This is a genomic window from Novipirellula herctigrandis (genome assembly GCA_007859835.1).
Classification (GTDB): domain Bacteria; phylum Planctomycetota; class Planctomycetia; order Pirellulales; family Pirellulaceae; genus Novipirellula_A; species Novipirellula_A herctigrandis.
The window spans coordinates 1,021,369-1,040,431 of sequence record SJPJ01000001.1 but is presented as its reverse complement, the minus strand read 5'-3'; the positions used below and the strand labels follow the sequence as shown (position 1 = coordinate 1,040,431).

15 protein-coding genes are annotated in these 19,063 nt (G+C 53.4%); 11 read left to right on the top strand and 4 right to left on the bottom strand.

The window, feature by feature from the left end; translation table 11 throughout:
• Position 1: 1 nt before the first annotated feature.
• A complete protein-coding gene (locus CA13_RS03515; protein ID WP_419193890.1) occupies positions 2-1,081 on the bottom strand; it encodes a KpsF/GutQ family sugar-phosphate isomerase in 1,080 nt (359 codons plus the stop codon).
• A 507-nt stretch (positions 1,082-1,588) separates the two neighbouring features.
• On the opposite strand from CA13_RS03515, the gene CA13_RS03510 reads away from it, so the two are divergent.
• The 5 genes from CA13_RS03510 (at position 1,589) to cmoB (ending at position 7,234) form a co-directional block, all read left to right on the top strand.
• Entirely contained in the window at positions 1,589-3,253 is a 1,665-nt protein-coding gene (locus CA13_RS03510; protein ID WP_146394619.1) for a PAS domain-containing sensor histidine kinase, read from the top strand.
• A 176-nt stretch (positions 3,254-3,429) separates the two neighbouring features.
• Positions 3,430-4,071 carry a response regulator gene (locus CA13_RS03505; RefSeq protein WP_419193889.1) on the top strand — a complete coding sequence of 214 codons (642 nt, stop codon included), beginning with the start codon at positions 3,430-3,432 and terminating at the stop codon, positions 4,069-4,071.
• 160 nt (positions 4,072-4,231) lie between these two features.
• Positions 4,232-5,479, top strand: coding sequence for an MFS transporter (locus CA13_RS03500; RefSeq protein WP_419193888.1), 1,248 nt, complete (start codon positions 4,232-4,234; stop codon positions 5,477-5,479).
• A 25-nt stretch (positions 5,480-5,504) separates the two neighbouring features.
• Positions 5,505-6,263 (top strand): carboxy-S-adenosyl-L-methionine synthase CmoA, encoded by a 759-nt coding sequence (cmoA, locus tag CA13_RS03495; protein ID WP_419193887.1) that lies wholly within the window; start codon positions 5,505-5,507, stop codon positions 6,261-6,263.
• The gene (gene cmoB / locus CA13_RS03490) at positions 6,260-7,234 is read left to right on the top strand and encodes a tRNA 5-methoxyuridine(34)/uridine 5-oxyacetic acid(34) synthase CmoB (protein WP_146394616.1); all 975 of its coding nucleotides are present in this window, start codon (positions 6,260-6,262) and stop codon (positions 7,232-7,234) included. The genes cmoA and cmoB overlap by 4 nt, the downstream gene beginning before the upstream one ends.
• Positions 7,235-7,268: 34 nt before the next feature.
• Here the strand turns inward: cmoB and mfd are convergent, their stop codons facing one another.
• Entirely contained in the window at positions 7,269-10,574 is a 3,306-nt protein-coding gene (gene mfd, locus CA13_RS03485) for a transcription-repair coupling factor (protein WP_146394615.1), read from the bottom strand.
• Positions 10,575-10,752: 178 nt separating this feature from the next.
• Between mfd and CA13_RS03480 the strand changes: the two genes are divergently transcribed.
• The 6 genes from CA13_RS03480 (at position 10,753) to CA13_RS03455 (ending at position 17,179) form a co-directional block, all read left to right on the top strand.
• Positions 10,753-11,799, top strand: a complete 1,047-nt coding sequence (locus tag CA13_RS03480) for a Gfo/Idh/MocA family protein (protein ID WP_146394614.1) — start codon at positions 10,753-10,755, stop codon at positions 11,797-11,799.
• Positions 11,800-12,164: 365 nt separating this feature from the next.
• The gene (locus CA13_RS03475) at positions 12,165-12,716 is read left to right on the top strand and encodes a hypothetical protein (protein ID WP_146394613.1); all 552 of its coding nucleotides are present in this window, start codon (positions 12,165-12,167) and stop codon (positions 12,714-12,716) included.
• A gap of 110 nt (positions 12,717-12,826) precedes the next feature.
• Positions 12,827-13,258: a peptidylprolyl isomerase gene (locus tag CA13_RS03470; protein WP_146394612.1), complete on the top strand. Its 432-nt coding sequence runs from the start codon at positions 12,827-12,829 to the stop codon at positions 13,256-13,258.
• 130 nt (positions 13,259-13,388) lie between these two features.
• Entirely contained in the window at positions 13,389-14,429 is a 1,041-nt protein-coding gene (locus CA13_RS03465) for an SGNH/GDSL hydrolase family protein (protein ID WP_146394611.1), read from the top strand.
• A gap of 16 nt (positions 14,430-14,445) precedes the next feature.
• Entirely contained in the window at positions 14,446-15,828 is a 1,383-nt protein-coding gene (locus tag CA13_RS03460) for an MBOAT family O-acyltransferase (protein ID WP_146394610.1), read from the top strand.
• A 22-nt stretch (positions 15,829-15,850) separates the two neighbouring features.
• On the top strand, positions 15,851-17,179 hold the full coding sequence (locus CA13_RS03455) for a hypothetical protein (protein WP_146394609.1): 1,329 nt from the start codon (positions 15,851-15,853) through the stop codon (positions 17,177-17,179).
• Positions 17,180-17,182: 3 nt separating this feature from the next.
• Here CA13_RS03455 and epsC read toward each other — a convergent pair whose 3' ends face one another.
• Entirely contained in the window at positions 17,183-18,151 is a 969-nt protein-coding gene (gene epsC, locus CA13_RS03450) for a serine O-acetyltransferase EpsC (protein WP_146394608.1), read from the bottom strand.
• A gap of 118 nt (positions 18,152-18,269) precedes the next feature.
• Entirely contained in the window at positions 18,270-18,800 is a 531-nt protein-coding gene (locus CA13_RS03445; RefSeq protein ID WP_146394607.1) for a hypothetical protein, read from the bottom strand.
• Positions 18,801-19,063: the final 263 nt, after the last annotated feature.

Here is a 19,063-nt window from a genome sequence, read left to right as displayed (position 1 = left end):
GTTAAGATGCGAATGGCAGAATCGAAGGTTCGTCGCGATCCCCCAACATCGCCGCGACATCGGTGATGTCAATCAGGCCGAGCGGCCGGCTGTTGGCATCGACGACTGGCAGTTCGCTGATGTGCCGACGCGACATCACCGCGATTGCTTCTTGAAGCAGAGTGGCCGAGTGTACGGTGGTTGGTTGGCAGGTCATTCGCTCGGAAATCGGCTCGTCAAGTGCCGTATCATTTCGTGTTTCAAGAAGCCTCGCAAGGTCGCTATCGGTGAAGATACCAACCAAGATGCCCTGTTGGTCCACAAGCATGACCGCTCCAGTGCGACGCCCGTTTTTGCTGGTTCGCACCATCGCTTCGCGGACTGTAATGTGGGGTGGGGCAATGCGACAAGCGTCAAGGTTTCGCATCATTTGATCCACCGTCGCTAGTTTCTGGCCAAGGGCACCACCGGGATGAAAGCGAGCGAAATCTTGTGGTGAGAATGATCGCAATTGACTTGCCAACATCGCAATCGCGTCACCGACCGCCATCATTACGGCGGTACTCGATGTCGGTGCCAAGCCATTTGGACATGCTTCGGAGTGTTTGCCAATCGCAACGATACAGTTCGCTGCATCGGCCAGCGGGTTTTCGGCGGTCGCCGTGATCGCGATCAAGCCAGCGGAATTTTCTCTTAAATGGGGGGCGATGCGAACCACTTCTTCGCTGCGGCCCGAATTAGAGATGGCCCACACCAAATCGTTCTCGCGAACGCGGCCCAAATCGCCATGAACGGCTTCCGCTGGATGCAGAAAATGGGCGGGTGTACCGGTACTGGCAAGAGTAGCCACAAGTTTTTTACCGACAATGCCGGCTTTGCCAACTCCGGTGACAACGACGCAGCCTTCGCAGTTTGCCGTCATCTCAGCCGCTTGGACTGCTTCCGAGTCAAGTTGCGAGGCAGCCAAAAGGAGCGCATTGCCCTCGGTCGAGACGATGCCGCGAAGGATTCGCAGTCGTTCAAGCAGGGTCGCAGGAGGGACAATCGAGTCGGTATTTTCGAGTGTTTCGTAATGGGCGGACAATTTTTCAGCAGCGGACACGTCGAAACCTTCCATGGTATTTCGATGCCGATCGATGAGCTAACGGGACGAATCGGTCGGATAGTGAGATAGCATGCGGCGATCTTAATCAGAATCCGCGACTCATAACAAGACGAGCGATACGAAGCGCGAAGCCGGGAGAGCATAGGACGCGAAGTCGGGGGGGGCGGGGGACACGCCATTCAGCAATGGTCGTGATGACGGCCTCGCTTGAAATGTGCATATAAAAATATAGATTTTGTTCCACTTCTTCCCTACAAACCCAGCACAATCCGAAGGGATGATTATCTATGATGAAGGATGCGTCCGGTGGGATGTCGTGGAGCTGAAATGGTTGCTCAGAGAATGTCCGCTCGCAGGTGATGGGTTTGAGCATTCCTGCGTTTGGATCAATTGGTCAATCGAAGGCGGAAGACGATGCTTGTTTCATTCGTGTGAGCTGCGGCATGTGCACGGAAATCCGGAACGATACCTATCAGCTATACCTATCAGCTATGGACAAAAGTTTTGAACACGAGACGATCGGAAATCGATCAAGAACGAGTCCCCTGCGAATCGTATGGTGGTTTCCTTGGAGACCAAACCGAGTCGTCATTGCAGGCCGCGCGAGCCGAAATAGCTGGCATGGATGTTGATACCGTTAAGTCGCTGATCCAAGAATTGCGGGCACGCCAATGCGAATTGGAGATGCGGAGCGGGGATCCTAGCTCCGCCCAGTCGGATCTTACGGAGTCGCAAAACCGATTCTCAGACTTGTATGAATTCGCGCCGGTAGGCTACTTCACACTCGATCGACAGGGCTCCATCGTTGAGTGCAATCTAACGGCTTCCCGCCTTTTCGGTTCGGCCCGTTCAGCACTAATCGGAACGCAGTTCTCTAAATTCGTCGCTCCCGAATCCCAAGACCATTGGTGTGCCCATTTTCATAGCGTCTTTTCGAGAGAAAGTCGGCAAGCGTGCGAAATTGAGTTACATGCTCAGAGCAATCCACCGTCGATCGTCAAGATTCAAAGCGTTCTACGAGCTTATCAAAAATCCGATGTCTGCTTTGTTGCGATGATGGATGTGACCGACCTTCGCATGGCGCAACGAAATCTCTGCGATCTCAATGAGCAGCTTGAGCAGCGGGTTGTCGAGCGAACGAAAGAGATTCAACGCGAACGAGAGTTTGTTTCGAATCTAATTGAAACGGCCCAGAGTATCGTTCTTGTGCTCAATTGTGACGGTAAAATCGTGAGTTTCAATCGCTATTTCGAATCGATGACGGGTTGGGGGCTTGATGAATTGAAAGGATGCGATTGGTTTGAGACTTGTTTGCCCGAATTCGAAAGAAAGTCGATTGAAAATCGCTTTGCCAAATCAATCATTGGCGACCGTGTTCGTGGCCACATCAACTTCATTCTATGCAAAGATGGCTCGCGTCGCGAAGTCGAATGGTACGACGCGATGTTGTCGGATTCTAGTGGCAATCCGATTGGCCTTTTGTGTAGTGGGCAAGACATTACCGAGCGTCGCGAGCTTGAGCGGGCCGTGATGCGTATTGCATCGGAAGAGCAGCGTCGTATGGGAATCGACTTGCATGATGGTGTGGGGCAAGAATTAACAGGTTTGGCTTTGATGGCCGATTCCTTGGCGATGTCACTACGCAAAAAAGACCTGCCCGAAAGTGAGATTGCCGGTCGGATTGCGACGCAAATCGATTATTCGCTCGAGCAAATTCGGCAACTCGCTCGAGGCCTTTACCCGGTTAAAGCTGAAGGTAGCGGGCTCAATTCCGCGTTCGTTGAACTTGCCGCTCATGTATCCGAGTTGTACGGAATTCAATGTTATTACACTGGTGACAAATCGTCGCACCGACTCGACCCAGAAAAAGCAAGCCATCTGTATCGGATTTCGCAAGAAGCAATCACCAATGCGGTAAAACATGGGAATGCAACAGAGATTCAAATCGAGACCGAACAAATGGACGACACATTGGTTCTAAGGGTTGCCGATAATGGCCTCGGCATTGACGACGAAAATAATCGGAAAGCGGGGGGCGGAATGCGGTCGATGGGATACCGAGCGAGTATTATTGGCGGTAAGCTAAGTATATCGGCGGGTGTCAAACAGGGAACCAAACAGGGAACCCTGGTGACTTGCATCGTCCCAAATCCCATTTCACAGCGGTAGCGGGTTCTTAATGTCAGGGGCGGCATCCATTCGATAGTGTTGGACCGAGGATCGTCCTTGGAATGGGGATCTTCCTCGGAACGGCGCAATTCGATTGTGTGGCGATACAATTCATGTATCCTAAAGTGTCAGAGATGTCAGAGAATCGATCCTTAGAATGTTCCGGGGCATGCGGCATGGCAAAAGTATTGATAGTCGACGACCATCCAATCACTCGTGATGGCTTGGCGATGCGCATTCAAATGGAATCGGACCTCGAAGTCTGTGGCGAAGCAGAAGACGTTGTCGATGCAATGAAGGCGATTGAGGCTTCCCAGCCCGACGTGGCGATCATTGACATCTCGCTCAAATCCGGTAGTGGAATCGAGTTGGTCAAAGAGGTCCATGCTCGGTTTCCTGACGTTCGCTTGTTGGTATGGTCGATGTATGACGAATCGTTGTATGCCGAACGAGCCCTGCATGCGGGGGCCAAAGGTTACGTCAACAAACGTCATGTGCGTGAGACGATGATTACCGCTCTGCGAACGGTTCTGAAAGGTGACGTATACCTGAGTCCCGAATATTCGGCCAAAATGTTTCAGCGACTTTCGCGAGGTGAGCGCATCGATGATCGTGCGCCGGAGCGAGCTTTGTCGGATCGGGAATTGGAGGTATTCACGCATATCGGCGAAGGTCAAAAGACAAGCGATATTGCGGAATCCATGCAATTGAGCCCAAACACGATCGAAACCTATCGATCGCGTATAAAGGACAAGCTCGGGCTCAACCACACCGCCGAGCTAGCGAGAGTGGCGGCCCAATGGGTTCTAGAGAACTGAAGTTGCCGATTGGGAATTCGTCCCCTTCTCATCCCCGGGCCGGGCTCTCTACAGTGAGCGTGTCATATAAACTTCGCTTCACGTTCCCGCGCCGCCATCCTTGACCCACATTGAACTGGCCGAAGACCGCTCGACGCCGAATTCATGTTCGGCAAGTGCTGTGTCCGAACCGACGCTCGCCCCGCCCCAATCCGATTCCCCTCAATCCATGTCGCCGTGGGAACCGCTGCGTTTGCCATTATTCCGGGCCTTCTGGATCGCCTCATTGGCATCCAACTTTGGTACCTGGATTCATGAGATTGGTGCCGGTTGGTTGATGGCCCACTTGGACCCTTCGCCACAAATGGTTGCGGCGGTTCGAACGGCGATGGCGATTCCGATCGTGTTGCTGGCGATTCCCGTCGGAGTGATTGGCGATCGGTTTGATCGACGACGAATGCTGATTGTCACTCAATTACTACTGTGCTGTACCGCCGCGACACTCGCAACAATGACGTTTTCGGGCGTGATCACGTCATGGATGCTGTTGGCGCTGACAGCAGTGATGGGGATTGGGATGGTGATCCATGTTCCCGTTTGGCAAGCAGCGGTACCGGAATTGGTTCCCAAGGTTCAATTAACGCGTGCGGTTGCTCTTGGCAGCATCAGTTTCAATCTCGCTCGCGCGGTCGGCCCAGCGGTCGGCGGAATCTTGATTGCCGCCGTCGGGACATGGATTGCGTTTGCATTAAACGCATTCTCGTTCGCCGGAATTGTTGTGGTGTTGGTATCGTGGAAACGCCAACGCCGTGAATCGACACGCGGCCTCTCGTTTCGGATGTCGCTTTATCAGGGGCTTCGTTTCGTCGTCAATAACGCAGTGATGCGCAACGTGCTGGTTGGCGTGGTGTTATTTATCCTTCCGGCCAACGCCTTATGGTCTCTTTTGCCATTGGTCGCCAAGGCACAACTCGGTTGGCAAGCCGGCGGTTTTGGGTTCCTGGTCGGATGCGTTGGTTTTGGTGCGTTGGCCGCAGCTTGGGTGTTGCCACGTTTTCATTCACAATTTGGCGCCGATAGAACAATCGCAGGCGCAATGGCGGCTTTCGCGTTCGGTCTTGCCGTGCTGAGTGTCACCACACATGCCGTTTGGGTTGGCTTGGCAACGATATTGATGGGGTCGGCATGGATGATCACGTTAACGACGCTTAATGCCACGGCGCAAATGACGTTGCCCGGCCGCATGAGAGCGCGCGGAATGGGGTGTTTTTTGACGTCGATGGCTTTTTCAATGTCCGCCGGATCGTTACTCTGGGGGCGAGTGGCCGAGGTGACTTCGTTGCATGTCACGCAAATGTGTGCTGCCGTAGTGCTGCTTTTCACCGCCGCGATCAGTTTGAAGTTCAAAATCGGCGATCAACTTCATTGACCGAATCCTGCTCTCCTATCCACTGATGTCGCGAGACCAAATCTACTCACTGCCTCAGACTCGCATCGGCGATTTTACGTTCGATGATGCGGTCGCAGATGTCTTTCCCGATATGATCGCTCGGTCGGTCCCCGGGTATTCGTCGATTTTGTCAATGATTGAACAATTGGCGTCGCGATTTATTCGCCCCGGGACGAATGTCTACGATTTGGGATGTTCTCTCGGAGCGGCGACGATGTTGATGCGCGGCCGAGCACCAGCGACGAGTCGGATTTATGCCATCGATAATTCACCCGCGATGGTAGCTCGGCTTAAAGAGCAGATTGGTTCGGAGCCAAACAGGTGCGACGTGGTTGTCCAAGAGGCCGACATTTGCGATACGCCGATGTCGAACGCGTCTTTTGTGGTGATGAACTTAACGCTTCAATTCGTATCAATTGAAAAGCGTACCGAACTCATTCAAACAATTTATGATTCGCTGATTCCCGGCGGCGCGATGTTGTTGTCCGAGAAGATTCGCTTTGACGAGCACGATCAAAATCTATTGATGGTGGATTTGCATCACGACTTTAAACTCGCTCACGGCTATAGTGAGCTCGAAATCGCGCAAAAGCGAACGGCACTCGAAAACCGGCTGCTGCCGGAGTCAATCGATGAACACACGGTGCGACTTCGCGATGCCGGATTTCGGTGCGTTGCCCCCTGGTTCCAATGCTTCAACTTCGCCTCGATCTTGGCAGTGAAAATGGAACCCGCTGGCCCCGGCACGGAGTTGTCAAAGTGACGCTTTTTGATCGACAATCTTTCTACGATTGGCTGTCAGAACAAGGCCAAACGGAATGGGCGAGCCAGTTGCGGGCGATTTGTAACGCGCGTTTCTTTCCGCCCAAACATGGAAACCTTGACAAGTGGAAACGTGCCTATGGGCGACTGCCTGAGATGGACGGCGCTTCGGTCGATGGGCACGATGATGCGGTTGCGGTGAAGGGGGAACTTGCCCCGGCCACCATCGATTCGCTGCGCGAAACGTTGATGCAATTTCACCCCTGGCGTAAGGGGCCGTTTAGCGTTTGCGGGATCGAAATCGATACCGAGTGGCGATCCAATTTGAAATGGCAACGAGTATTGTCGGCAATCGATTTGCGGAACAAAGCGGTTTTGGATGTCGGTTGTGGCAACGGCTATTATGGATGGAAAATGTTAGCCGCCGGCGCAGACTGCGTCGTTGGTTGCGATCCCTATTTGCTATACGTGATGCAATTCGAAGCGATTCGACGCTACGCCGAGGCGTCGGAGCGGCACTGGATCGTCCCGCTCGCAGACACCGAATTACCGGCTAAGTTGAACTTGTTTGATGTGGCTTTTTCGATGGGCGTGTTGTATCACCGGACCAGCCCGATTGATCATTTGCAAACGATTGCCGAAACGCTTCGTCCCGGAGGCCAGGTGGTGCTTGAAACATTGATCGTCGAAACGGACGATTTCGCGACGCTTGTTCCGGTCGACCGATATGCCAAGATGCGCAACGTGTGGTTTATTCCGTCGACCGCGATGCTAAGTCGATGGATGTCGCGAACGGGATTCAAAAACATCCGAGTCGTCGACATCACGACCACCACGTCCAACGAACAGCGCAAAACCGATTGGATGACATTCGAGTCGCTCTCGGACTTTCTCGATCCGTCCGATCCGACAAAGACGATCGAAGGTTATCCCTGTCCGGTGCGAGCGATCGTTGTGGCGGATCGAAAGTAGCCAGCAAAGGACGGTCGTTAGCGCAGATTGGCCATTAGCCCAGATGTAATGCCGCGCGTGCTAGTTGTAGCCAACTTGTTCCCGCCGCATCGACTTCCATATCGTAATCCTTCGTTGGGATATATGCTCGGTGTTTATCGACTACTCGGATAGGGATCGACGTGTGGCGGACTAATTGGTCGATCCGATGTCGAGCGGTGTAATGCAATACGATGAACCTAGCGTCATTGGTGATTGAGGCAATTTGCCACGCCGCGGCGTCAAGTCGCAATTCGGCAAGCTCTAGAATTCGTTTTGCTGGTTTCGGTAGCTTCCCAAACCGATCACGAAGTTCCGCTCGGATCGCTTTGATTTCCGCTGCATTGTTGATTTTTGCGATGCGACGGTAGACATCAATTTTGTGTCGCAAATTGGGGACATAGTCGTCTGGCAAATGGGCTTCCACAGGCAAGTCAATGTCGACATCCGCTGACAATTTAGGCGGCAATTTTTGGATTTGGCGAACGGCGTCCTCTAGCAATTGGCAATACATCTCGTAACCGACGGCCGCGATATGACCGCTCTGTTGGCTGCCGAGCAAATTACCGGCACCTCGGATTTCCAAGTCCCGCATCGAAATGGCAAAACCGGCTCCCATTTGGCTGAACTCTTCGATCGCGCGAAGTCGTTTTGTTGCTTCGGGTGACAAGTGTTTGTGCTGGGCTACCATCAAGTAACAATAGGCTTGATGCTTGTAGCGGCCGACACGGCCACGAAGTTGATGCAGGTCACTTAGTCCGTATCGATCGGCGTCGTCAATGAAGATGGTGTTCGCGTTGGGGATGTCGAGGCCACTTTCGATAATCGTGGTCGCTAACAGCAAGTCGAATTTATGTTCGATAAAATCGACCATCACTTGTTCGAGTTCCCCTTCGCCCATTTGTCCGTGACCGATCCCGATACGAACTTCCGGAACAATGCGGCGGATTTTGTCGGCGATCATGTGCATATCGCCGATGCGATTATGAACAAAAAAGATCTGGCCACCGCGATTGAGTTCACGCACGATTGCGCTGCGGATCATTTGGTCGTCCCAGCGGCTGACATTCGTTTCGACCGCCATCCGTTCGGCGGGCGGCGTTTCGAGGTTGCTAATATCGCGAACGCCGACCAACGCCATGTGCAAGGTTCGAGGGATTGGCGTCGCGGATAATGTCATCACGTCGACGTTACTGTGAAGCGTCTTGAGTCGCTCTTTGACCGCGACACCGAACCGTTGTTCTTCGTCGACGACGACTAAACCGAGGTTCGAGAACTTCACATCGTCGCTGGCCAGCCGATGGGTACCGATCACGATGTCGACTTTGCCACGAGCGAGTTGGCGGACCGTTTCACGCTGTTGGGATGCAGTACAAAACCGGCTAAGCTTTGCGATTTCGACCGGAAATTCCGCCATTCGGTTGCAAAAGTTGTGGTAGTGCTGTTCGGCTAACACCGTGGTCGGAACCAAAACGGCGACCTGATGGCCACTGATGACCGCTTTGAAGGCTGCTCGCATCGAAACTTCGGTTTTACCGAAACCGACGTCGCCGCAGATTAAGCGATCCATCGGTTTTGGCAATTCCATATCGATCTTACTCGCCTCGATCGCTGTCAGTTGATCGGCCGTTTCCATATACGGAAAGCTGGCGTCGAACTGTCGTTGCCAAGCATTGTCGGGATCGAAAGCGATGCCGCGGCGCGAGGTGCGTTCGGCCTGCATTTCCAGTAGCTCGCTTGCCATATCGGTGACGGCCGATTCCGCTGCTTTGCGCTGTCGCTGCCACGCTTGACCACCAATTTTTGCCAATCGCGGCTGAGTCTTCGTACCGCCAACGTACCGTTGAATCAAACCAATGCGAGACGCCGGGACGTAGATTTTTGTGCCGCCATCAAACTCGATCGTTAGGTGTTCGAGGTGTTGGCCGTTCTTTTCGATATTCTGCAAGCCGCGGTACAAACCGATGCCGTGCGATAAATGGACAACAAGGTCGCCGGTTTCGAGCTGTAGAAAGCTGTCGATCGGCTTGCCGCGCGCCCGCGTGCGACCACGACGTACCGGACTGCGGTGGAAAAGTTCCGCCCCGGTCAGTACCAAGACTTTGGCACCGGATAAGCGAAAACCGCCACTGAGTTCGGCGACGGTTAAATGTAAGCGTCCTTGTTTGTTCGCGGTGGTATCACGCAGCAATTCCGACAACCGTTCAACATCGGCGGGTGTGTCGCCAACCAAGATGATCTCGTGGTTCTTTGCGACCGTGTCGATTTGGGTGACGGTTTCATCAAGATGAACGGCAAAGTTGTCGGCCGTAACCGCTTTGAGGTCGATCACCTTTGCGTCTGTCGATTCGCTGAGTGAGCTGGCCGTGATGACACGGTACCCGGACAACGATTCCATTAAGTCCGCGTAGGATAAGAACCGAGGATCGTCGCCACTTCGTCGTTGGATCGCGGCAGAGGAGGCTTCACAGTCCTGTGGATCGACAATCACCACCAACGTGTCTTCGGGCAAGTAATCGGTCAGTGATCCGAAGGTATCGGTTTTCGATTCCGAATCTTCGCCACTGATCGCGGTGATTTCAATTTTCGGAACCGATTCAATGCTTCGTTGACTTGCCAAATCAAATCGTCGGATCGATTCGATTTCGTCGCCAAACCATTCCAACCGAAGTGGGTTAGGTTGGTCAGCGGAATAGACGTCTAAAATGCCGCCGCGAGATGCGAATTCCCCAGGGAATTGGACTGCCGTGGTTGCGGCGAACCCTGCGTCAGCAAGCCATTGCCGGATCGCTTCGGGTTCAACTTGTTCGCCGACGTTAAAGGTCCGTGTTGCGCTGTCAAGTCGATTCCGCGACGGGACCCGCTGCATCGCTCCGCCAACGAATGCAGTCACCAATAGCGGGGTGGGATCGCCGCCGGTTCGATCGCCTAATTGCTGTAAGACCTGCAACCGCTCCGCAAACTCGGCATCGCGGTGATGATGGTGGCCAGTGGATTTTCCAACCGAGGACTTGCCGCCAGACGAAAGCGGTAGCGGAACTGAATTGCTAAGTCCGAACGCAATCGCATCTCCTGCTAACGTATCGGCGTCGGCTGCTTGAGGAACAATGAATAGCAGGTTGGACGCGTGCCGAGCGAGTGTGGCGGCGAGTAGTCCACGAATCGACCCCCAAACATTGTCAAACGCAACCGGTTTGCGACGTCTTGTCTTGCCTTTTGCAGGCTTTAAAAGCGCACCAATCCCCGTTGCCGCGTCCAGCTGGATGGGCAAATCGGCTAGGTCTTTTGCGGTCGTAGCAGTGGCGTGAGCCAAATGCGTCACTTTCCTAGCGGGGAGTGGACATTGTTGTTCTCAGGCAGAGCCATAGTGGTTCTCAGGCGGAGTCTGGGAACGCGATGCAAAATTCGCTATGATGCTAGCGATTGATTCACCTTGAGATACTCAAAAAGTATCCGGATGGGGCGAATCTGAAAACACCACTTCTTTGAGGAACGAGATAATGACGGTTGGGATTGGCATCGTTGGGTGCGGGATGATCGCAGGTTTCCATAGCAAAGCGATCGCGGACGCCAAGGGTGCCAAATTGGTGGGCTGTGTCGATCGTCTCCACGATTTCGCTACTTCCTTTGCAGAAAAAAACAACTGCAAAGCGTATGAGACCATCGAAGAGATGTTGGCGGATCCCGAGATTGATGCCGTATCGATATGCACCCCTAGTGGTGCTCATCTGGATCCCGCTGTCGAAGCGGCCAAGGCTGGCAAGCACGTGTTTGTCGAAAAACCGCTCGAGATTACTACTGAACGATGTGACAAAATCATTAGTGCGTGCGAGGAATCCGATGTGCGGTTGGCTGTGACGTTTCAAAGTCGGTTTCATGAATCTAGCAAGTTGGTCAAAAAAGCGATGGATGCCGGCCGGTTTGGCACGATCACGATGGGCGACGCCTATGTGAAGTGGTTTCGAACGCAAGAGTATTACGACAGTGGTGCATGGCGCGGAACTTGGGCACTCGACGGCGGCGGAGCACTGATGAACCAAGCGATCCATAGTGTCGACTTGTTGCTTTGGTTGATGGGCGATGTTTCGGAAATTAGTGCGATGACATCGACACTGACTCACGAGCGGATCGAAGTCGAGGACATTGCCGTTGCCACATTGCGATTCGCCAACGGAGCATTGGGGGTGATCGAAGCCACAACGACCGCTTATCCCGGTTCGCTCAAGCGGATCGAGATCAGCGGCAGTCACGGGACTGCGATCATCGAAGAAGAAGACATCTTGACGTGGAAGTTTGCTCAAGAAGATGCATCCGATGAAGAAATTCGAAGTTCCATGATCGGAAAAACGAGTTCGGGCGGCGGAGCGGCTGATCCATCAGCGATAGGCCATCATGGTCACACTATGTTGTTCGATGAATTTGTCGCCGCAATCAACGAACACCGAGCCCCGTTGATCGACGGTCACGAAGGTCGACGCAGTGTGGCGGTGATTGAAGCGATCTACGAAAGTGCCAAAGGTGGGCAAATTATCGAGATGAATAAGTAATGGTCCGCGAATTGGTTGTGGTGCCCCGTTGCTTTGAACGAGGCCCCGTTGCTTTGGACTGGGCCCCGTTGCTTTGAACTGGGCCCCGTTGCTTTGAACTAGGCCCCGTTGCTTTGAACTAGGCCCCGTTGCTTTGAACTAGGCCCCGTTGCTTTGAACTAGGCCCCGTTGCTTTGAACGAGGCATGGCACTTTCTTGGTGAGCTCGTCTTTTCTCGGTGACAGCAGCGATTGGGGGACACACCGCTATGCTCAACGTAGTTTCTCCGTTCTAATAATAATGGCGTGCAAATGGCGTACAAATCGTCACCGACGAGTGCTGCTCCAACCATTCGCAATGTTTCACTTCAGCCTTAGGATATTCCGATGTCGATGAATTCTGACAATCCCTTCCAATCGTCCCGTAACAATACGACTGAGCCACAACCCAAGAAGCGAAATGTGTGGGTATGGGTGCTTGGGACTTTAGGCGTCTTAGGTGTCGTTGGAGCGCTAGTGTGCTGTGGCGGCAGCTATTTCATGTTCCAATTTGGCCAAAACATGATGGGTGACCAAATTAAGAAACAAGTTGGCGACGATCCCATCATCGTCGAGCACATTGGCGAGATTGAATCGGCGAAAATGAGTTTTACTGAAACCGCCAGTGCAGCGGACGGTCAGAAACCCGACCCGATTGCGTTTGACGTTGTGGGTGACAAAGGATCGGCGGTTTTAGTGATCCGTCCTGATAATAACGCCCCCGGTCAACCGTTCAGTTTCCGTTCGGCCGAGTTGATTCTGCCGGATGGGTCCCGACATCAATTGGTCTCCGGAGATGACGCGGGCGATCTGCCATCGAGTGTTGACGCGACGGCGCCCGAGCCAGCCGACGAATTCCAAACCATCGACATTGAACAACTGCAGCCGTTGAACAACTAGTTTTAGCGAAGCGGGGAAGTCGCAGAGCCTTCCAGAAAACGCAGCACAAATTTATCTTTCGGGAAGTCTCTGCGACTTCCTCCCGATTTCCTCTTTACTGAATTAATCTCATGAAAGTAGCAATTTTCGATACCACTAAAGGCACCATTCGCGTCGAATTGTTCGATGATAAGACTCCCAAAACGGTCGAGAATTTCGAATCGCTTTGTGAAAAGAAGTATTACGACGGATTGGCGTTTCACCGCGTGATCCCCGATTTCATGATCCAAGGCGGTTGCCCGCAAGGAACCGGAACGGGCGGACCAGGATACCAATTCGAAGACGAATTTCATCCTGACCTGAAGCATGATGGCCCCGGCGTTTTGTCGATGGCCAACGCAGGTCCGAACACAAATGGCTCGCAATTTTTTATCACCCATCTCGCCACGCCTCACCTCGACGGCCGTCACTCGGTCTTCGGGAAAGTGATCGAAGGACAAGATGTTGTCGACTCGATCGTCAAAGGGGACAAGATGACGACGGTGCGTGTTAGCGAAGAATAGAACGCTGGCTTGCGTCCCAAAGCGTCGCTGCCGTCGATTGACGGTAGCCGGTTGGGGGCGCGCTCATCGCAGAGTAATCGCAAGGTAGCTGCATTTTTCGCGACGATAATCCTTTTGTGTCGGTCTCTCTATGACCAAGCTTCTTGTTGCAAAATGGTTCATCGGTGCAGTCGTCGGTACCGCCCTTGTGGCTGTGAGTTCGCCGCTATTTGTACGTAGCTACGTACCGAGCCGTATTGATTCTCTTCGCCAAGTCGTCGTCCCTGCGAACGGGCACCAATACCGATGGCGAAGCGAAGGCTATGCGACCACGAGGATCGGCCCGCACGGTATGCCGGGGCTTGAACAGTTGCCCGCTCAAAAGAAACCGTCTGAAATTCGACTTGCGATTTGGGGGGATTCACAGGCCGAAGGAGTGTCGGTCGAAGATCGCTTCAAGCTGCATTCTCAAATCGAACCACTCGCTCGCACCGAGCAACTCAATGTCGTGGCGTTGCCATTGGCTCGCAGCGGAGATGATCTAGGGGATTGGCTAGCCCAAATCCCGCGCGTCGAAGAACCGCTCGGCGTTGATGCGCATGTTCTGTTCATTGCCGAATTGTCGGACCTAACCGACTTCGTCCCAGTCGCGATCAATAAATCAACGCTTGTCACTCAGAACCAACTCGCATCGACCGTACCCTCTTTTGTGATTCAAGCGGCAAGAAACGCATTGCAACATCCCGATGGCACGCAAAAGCGATTCCGTTTTTCATTAGGACCCGTGCGGCGTTCCGAGCCCAGGCTTGTACCGGCATTGGTGAAGGAAGTCGATGGCGATTTATGGCATCAGGTTGCCGAACGGATTCGGTTGGCAACTGGCAAAGACGTCTACATTGTTTACGCACCCGTTTTGCCTGCGATCGTAACTTCGGGCGCTCACGTTCCAAAGTCACGGATTGAACGAGCCGATTTGAACGATCAATCGTTTCGAAAACTCCGTCAGTCGGCAATGGAATTTGCGATCAACGTGATCGACGTCCGTCCGGACTTGATCGCTTCAGCCGACGCGAACCGTTGGCCGCATGGGTTTCACAATGGCCGGATCGGGGAAGGTCATTTGAACGCGACCGGTTACCGTGTCGTCGCGAAAAAAATTGTGAACGAACTCGCTAACCCACCCGCTCGATAGGTTTTCGTTCGACGTCATGCTGTTTACCCAAATCGAATTTCTGATCTTTTTTGTCGCGATCTTCGTGGCCGTTTGGGTGACGCGCGGTCGAGCGACTCGAAACGCGATTCTGTTAATTGCCAGCTACTATTTTTATGCATACTGGGACGTTCGTTTTTGTGGACTGTTGGTTTTGTCCACATTTGTTGATTACTTTGTCGCCATTGAAATTGATCGCTCCGATGACCCGATTGTACGTCGTCGTTGGTTGTGGTTTAGCTTAGCCGTCAACCTTGGCGTACTGGGGACGTTCAAATATTTTGACTTTTTCATTGAATCGGCGGCAATGCTTTTCGCGTCTGCAGGTTTACATTCCCACACGTTGAAACTCATTTTGCCGGTTGGTATTTCGTTCTACACTTTCCAAACGCTCAGCTACACGATTGATGTCTATCGTCGTCAATTGAAACCGACCAAATCGTTACTCGAGTTTGCGGTGTACGTTGCGTTCTTTCCACAGTTGGTCGCTGGGCCGATCGTGCGGGCTCGGGAATTATTGCCGCAATTGGCGGTGGTTCCCGATTGGTCGTCGCGGCGTTGTTACGGCGGTTTTCAACAAATGCTCCGAGGTGCTGTTAAGAAAATTCTGATCGCCGATCGATTGGCGGAAATGGTCGACGTTGTTTTTGCGGGGCCGGAACTCTACAACAGCCTGACCGTGTGGATAGCCGTGATCGCTTATGCGGGCCAGATCTACTATGACTTTTCCGGTTATACCGACATTGCGATCGGTGCCGCAAAGATGCTGGGGTACCAGTTTCCCCCTAATTTCCGGCATCCGTATTTGGCAACCTCCATCGCTGAGTTTTGGCGACGCTGGCATATGACTCTTTCGCGGTGGCTGCGCGACTATTTGTACATACCGCTTGGCGGCAGTGGCGGATCGGCAGCATCCACGTATCGCAATTTGATGTTAACGATGACGCTTGGCGGGCTTTGGCACGGTGCGGCATGGACGTTCGTATTGTGGGGCGTCGTGCATGGTGTTGTCCTTTGTTTGGAACGAGCGCTGCGGGATTTTTCACGTTTTCGATTGCCCATGCTGGCTCATTGGGCAATTACGATAGTGATTGTATTGTTCGCTTGGGTATTTTTCCGGTCGCCTGATATGCAAGTTGCCAAAGCTTGTTTTTCGCATATGTTGATTCCGTCATCCGGGATTGCTTGGTATCCGCCGCTGGTTCTCGGCGCGATCGCTTGTATGGTTTTGGAGCATTTGGCATGGCGAACCAAGCTGCGTTTTGCGATGCGATTGCGAGCCGACCAGTGGTATTCGCCGGTTGTGACCACCGTGATGATTTGGGCGCTACTCGTCTATGCGCCGCAAGGTTTCCTGCCGTTCGTCTATTTTCAGTTCTAGCATAGCCGAGGGATTCCATATCTTGTCTGAGCATTCAACACGATCGCCATGGCTAATGCTGGTTGGTTTTGTCGTCGCCGGTGTCGTGGTTGCGGCATTCACGGGGCGATTGGAAATGCATCTGGTTGCTGACTCGGCCAGCTACCTGGACTATTCGTTTGCGTCGCTTGATGCGATGTCGCGATCGATTCGCACACCGGGCTATCCACTTTGGTTGGCGTTTTGGCAAACCACCATCGGCGTGGAGTGGGTTCCCACTGGTCAAGTGATCGTTCATGCCATTGCATGCGGTTGGTTCGCCATCGAACTGCGACGCTTAGGAATGAACACGACCTCGGCTGTGATCGCGGGGGTTGCCGTGGGGATCGGCTGTACGGCGATGGACAATATCAACTGCATTTCGACGGATGCCTTGGCGGCGTCGGCGGGAGTCATGGTTGCGTGTTCGTTACTTCGATGCTGTGGCAGCACGCCCTCGGTTCGATGGACGTTTGTCACTGTAACGCTGGCGACGGTGGCAATCATGCTACGACCGGCCTATTTGTTTTTGATTCCGTGGCTGTTTGTCGCTGGGACGCTGCTTCGTATGATCCGACTTGGGGATTTTCGGACATCGGCACTCAAGAGTCTTACGCTATCGGTTATGACCGTTGTGCCGCTGGTGGCGTGGATGTTGATCCGGCTTTGGGTGGTTAGCGATTTTGCCGTTTTGCCGTTCGGGCACCAGAATCTTGCGGGGGTGTTAGTGCAATTGTTGAGCGACGAAGAATTAAACCAATTATCCGGCGAAGCGGGCGAAATGGGGCGCGCAACCGTGGAGGCGAAGCAAAGTTTTCTTGACGGCGGAGGGCGGTTTGCCGAACCGTCTTATGGGGGCGAGCGTGGAGAGACGATGAGGATCGATCAGTCGTGGGACAAGATGACTTACTTTGTCGTCGTCCCAGCGTCAAAGTCGTTTGGTGACAACGATCGCGTCGCAGCGCACCAGCGGGTAGCGACGATGAACAAAGCGATCGTTCGTGCTTACCCTGTTCGCTATGCCATTTGGATTGCGAAGAACATCCGTCGCGGAGCCTGGGCGATTTCCGCCGACATCGTGATGCATCCGGTGTTCCTGGTGGCCATCGTGTTGGCAATGGGATGGGCAGTCTATCATGCGACCGTTTCAGGGACAGCATGCGATTCGTTAGACCCGACGATCGCGATGCGGTCGTTGGCCGTCATTGCAGTCACCTATGTTGTCATGAACCTAGGGTTCGTCTCGCTAACCAGTCCTGCGATTGGCAGGTTTAGTGACGCCGCAGCGATTTTTCTACCCGCGTGGTTGGCCGTGATGGCAAAGCGTCGCTAATCGCTAGATTTGAAAGTTCATTTCGTCGATCGATTCATCGTCTTTACCGGATCGAACTCGCAATTGCGGTTTTTCGAGCGTCACCGTGGTCGCTGGGGGAACAGTTTTGGTGATCCACACGCTGGATCCAATTACACTTTCCTTGCCCACCACGGTTCGTCCGCCGAGGATCGTTGCATTGGCGTAGACGACCACGCTATTTTCGATCGTTGGATGACGCTTCGTGCCACGGATTAGTTCGCCATCTTCATCGGTTTTGAAGCTCAAGGCACCAAGCGTTACCCCTTGGTACAGCTTCACATGATCGCCGATTTCGCATGTTTCACCGATCACGACACCTGTTCCATGGTCAATAAAGAAGTGTTCACCAATCGTTGCACCGGGGTGAATGTCGATGCCGGTTTTTTGGTGCGCCCATTCGGTCATCATTCGAGGAATGAAGGGGACCTGCAATTTGAGTAACTCGTGTGCAATCCGATAAACCGTGATCGCTGCGAATCCCGGGTAGCAAAAGACGACTTCGTCGGTTGTTCGGCAAGCCGGGTCGCCGTCATAAGCGGCTTGTGCGTCAGTCGCCAAAATACGCCGGAGTTCAGGGATGCGAACGAGTAGTTCGATCGCCATCGCTTGGCCTTTGGCTTCAAAGTCAACGTCGCTTTCGCAGTCTTGGTGCTTCTGAGTAACGCGATGTTCATGCCGCAGCGCGCATGCAATTTGTGTCGTCAGCTGATCGTGCAGCGAATCGATGAGGCTGCCAACGTGGTAGCGAATGTTGCCTGCGTGCAAACCGACTTTGCGACGATACCCTGGGTAAAGAATGTCTTTTAAGTCCAGTAGTATGTCGACGACGGCAGTGTAACTCGGCAACGCGCAATGCCCGAGATGGTTCATTGCGTCGTCTTTGGTGTACGTCGCAACAATCTGTTCCGTCAGATTCGGAAGCTGCTCTTTGAGGCGAAAGTCAGACGCCACGATAATGCTCTCGGGTTGAAATGAATCAAGAATGGAAGCTAAATGAAGAATCAGCCGAACCCGCGATCGCGAATACGGCTGATTGCTATGAATACTATCAAGTTGGAGATCGCGAGGTTTAACGGCCGATCGTTGGCGGGTTTGCCATTAAGAAGTCGCGAGGCCCATGATGAGTATAGTAGGGATAGCCAACTTGCCCAGTTGGAGGTCCCGCATTGAACGGCTGCGACTGCAAACGCGCTCCTGCACCGTGGCCGAGCAGGCCTGGGTTCAAGTGTGAGCTATAGTCGTGACCACCTTGCTGCCATCCAAGTGCGCCAGCGACACAGCCGCTGCGGCCACATCCGCCTTGGCAACCGGCGATTCCGCAGCCGCCACCGTTACCACAGCCGCCTTGGCAACCTGCGATCCCGCAGCCGCCACCGTTACCACAGCCACCACAGCTTTGGTCGCCACAGGGCCCGCAACTTTGGCAGTCGCCACAGTCGTTACTGGAACACAATTTGCCCAGTATTCCTTTTCCGCCACAGCTACCGCTGTCGCATTGGTTACTGCTACATCCGCCCCCGCCTCGTAGATTGTGGTGGAGACAACCTGTGCTGGTGAGCATCAAGCCTACCAACGAACCAATCATTAACCAACGATTCATTGCCGAATCCTTCTTCGCGTGCTCAGCCACAAAGCGTAGCCAAAGTGAGGTTGTGTATATTGTTTGGTGCGATCGACCTGTGATGACTCACTTCTAGTGGCCTTTCGCGACTTCTCTATCACTGTCCTGTTTCGGCCGTTGTGACCGCTTCGATACACACAATCACCACCACCAATGCAAACCGGACGATCAGCCAGGGTTAAATTTGCCGTAGGCTACCTAGACTGTTGCTAGCGGATTCGGGTTCGGTCGTTTTGCGATGA

Coding starts and splice junctions, on each gene's coding strand:
- CA13_RS03505 (WP_419193889.1), top strand. CDS start 3,430: ATGGCAAAAGTATTGATAGTCGACGACCATCCAATCACTCGTGATGGC.
- cmoA (WP_419193887.1), top strand. CDS start 5,505: ATGTCGCGAGACCAAATCTACTCACTGCCTCAGACTCGCATCGGCGAT.
- CA13_RS03480 (WP_146394614.1), top strand. CDS start 10,753: ATGACGGTTGGGATTGGCATCGTTGGGTGCGGGATGATCGCAGGTTTC.
- CA13_RS03475 (WP_146394613.1), top strand. CDS start 12,165: ATGTCGATGAATTCTGACAATCCCTTCCAATCGTCCCGTAACAATACG.
- CA13_RS03470 (WP_146394612.1), top strand. CDS start 12,827: ATGAAAGTAGCAATTTTCGATACCACTAAAGGCACCATTCGCGTCGAA.
- CA13_RS03465 (WP_146394611.1), top strand. CDS start 13,389: ATGACCAAGCTTCTTGTTGCAAAATGGTTCATCGGTGCAGTCGTCGGT.
- CA13_RS03460 (WP_146394610.1), top strand. CDS start 14,446: ATGCTGTTTACCCAAATCGAATTTCTGATCTTTTTTGTCGCGATCTTC.
- CA13_RS03445 (WP_146394607.1), bottom strand. CDS start 18,800: ATGAATCGTTGGTTAATGATTGGTTCGTTGGTAGGCTTGATGCTCACC.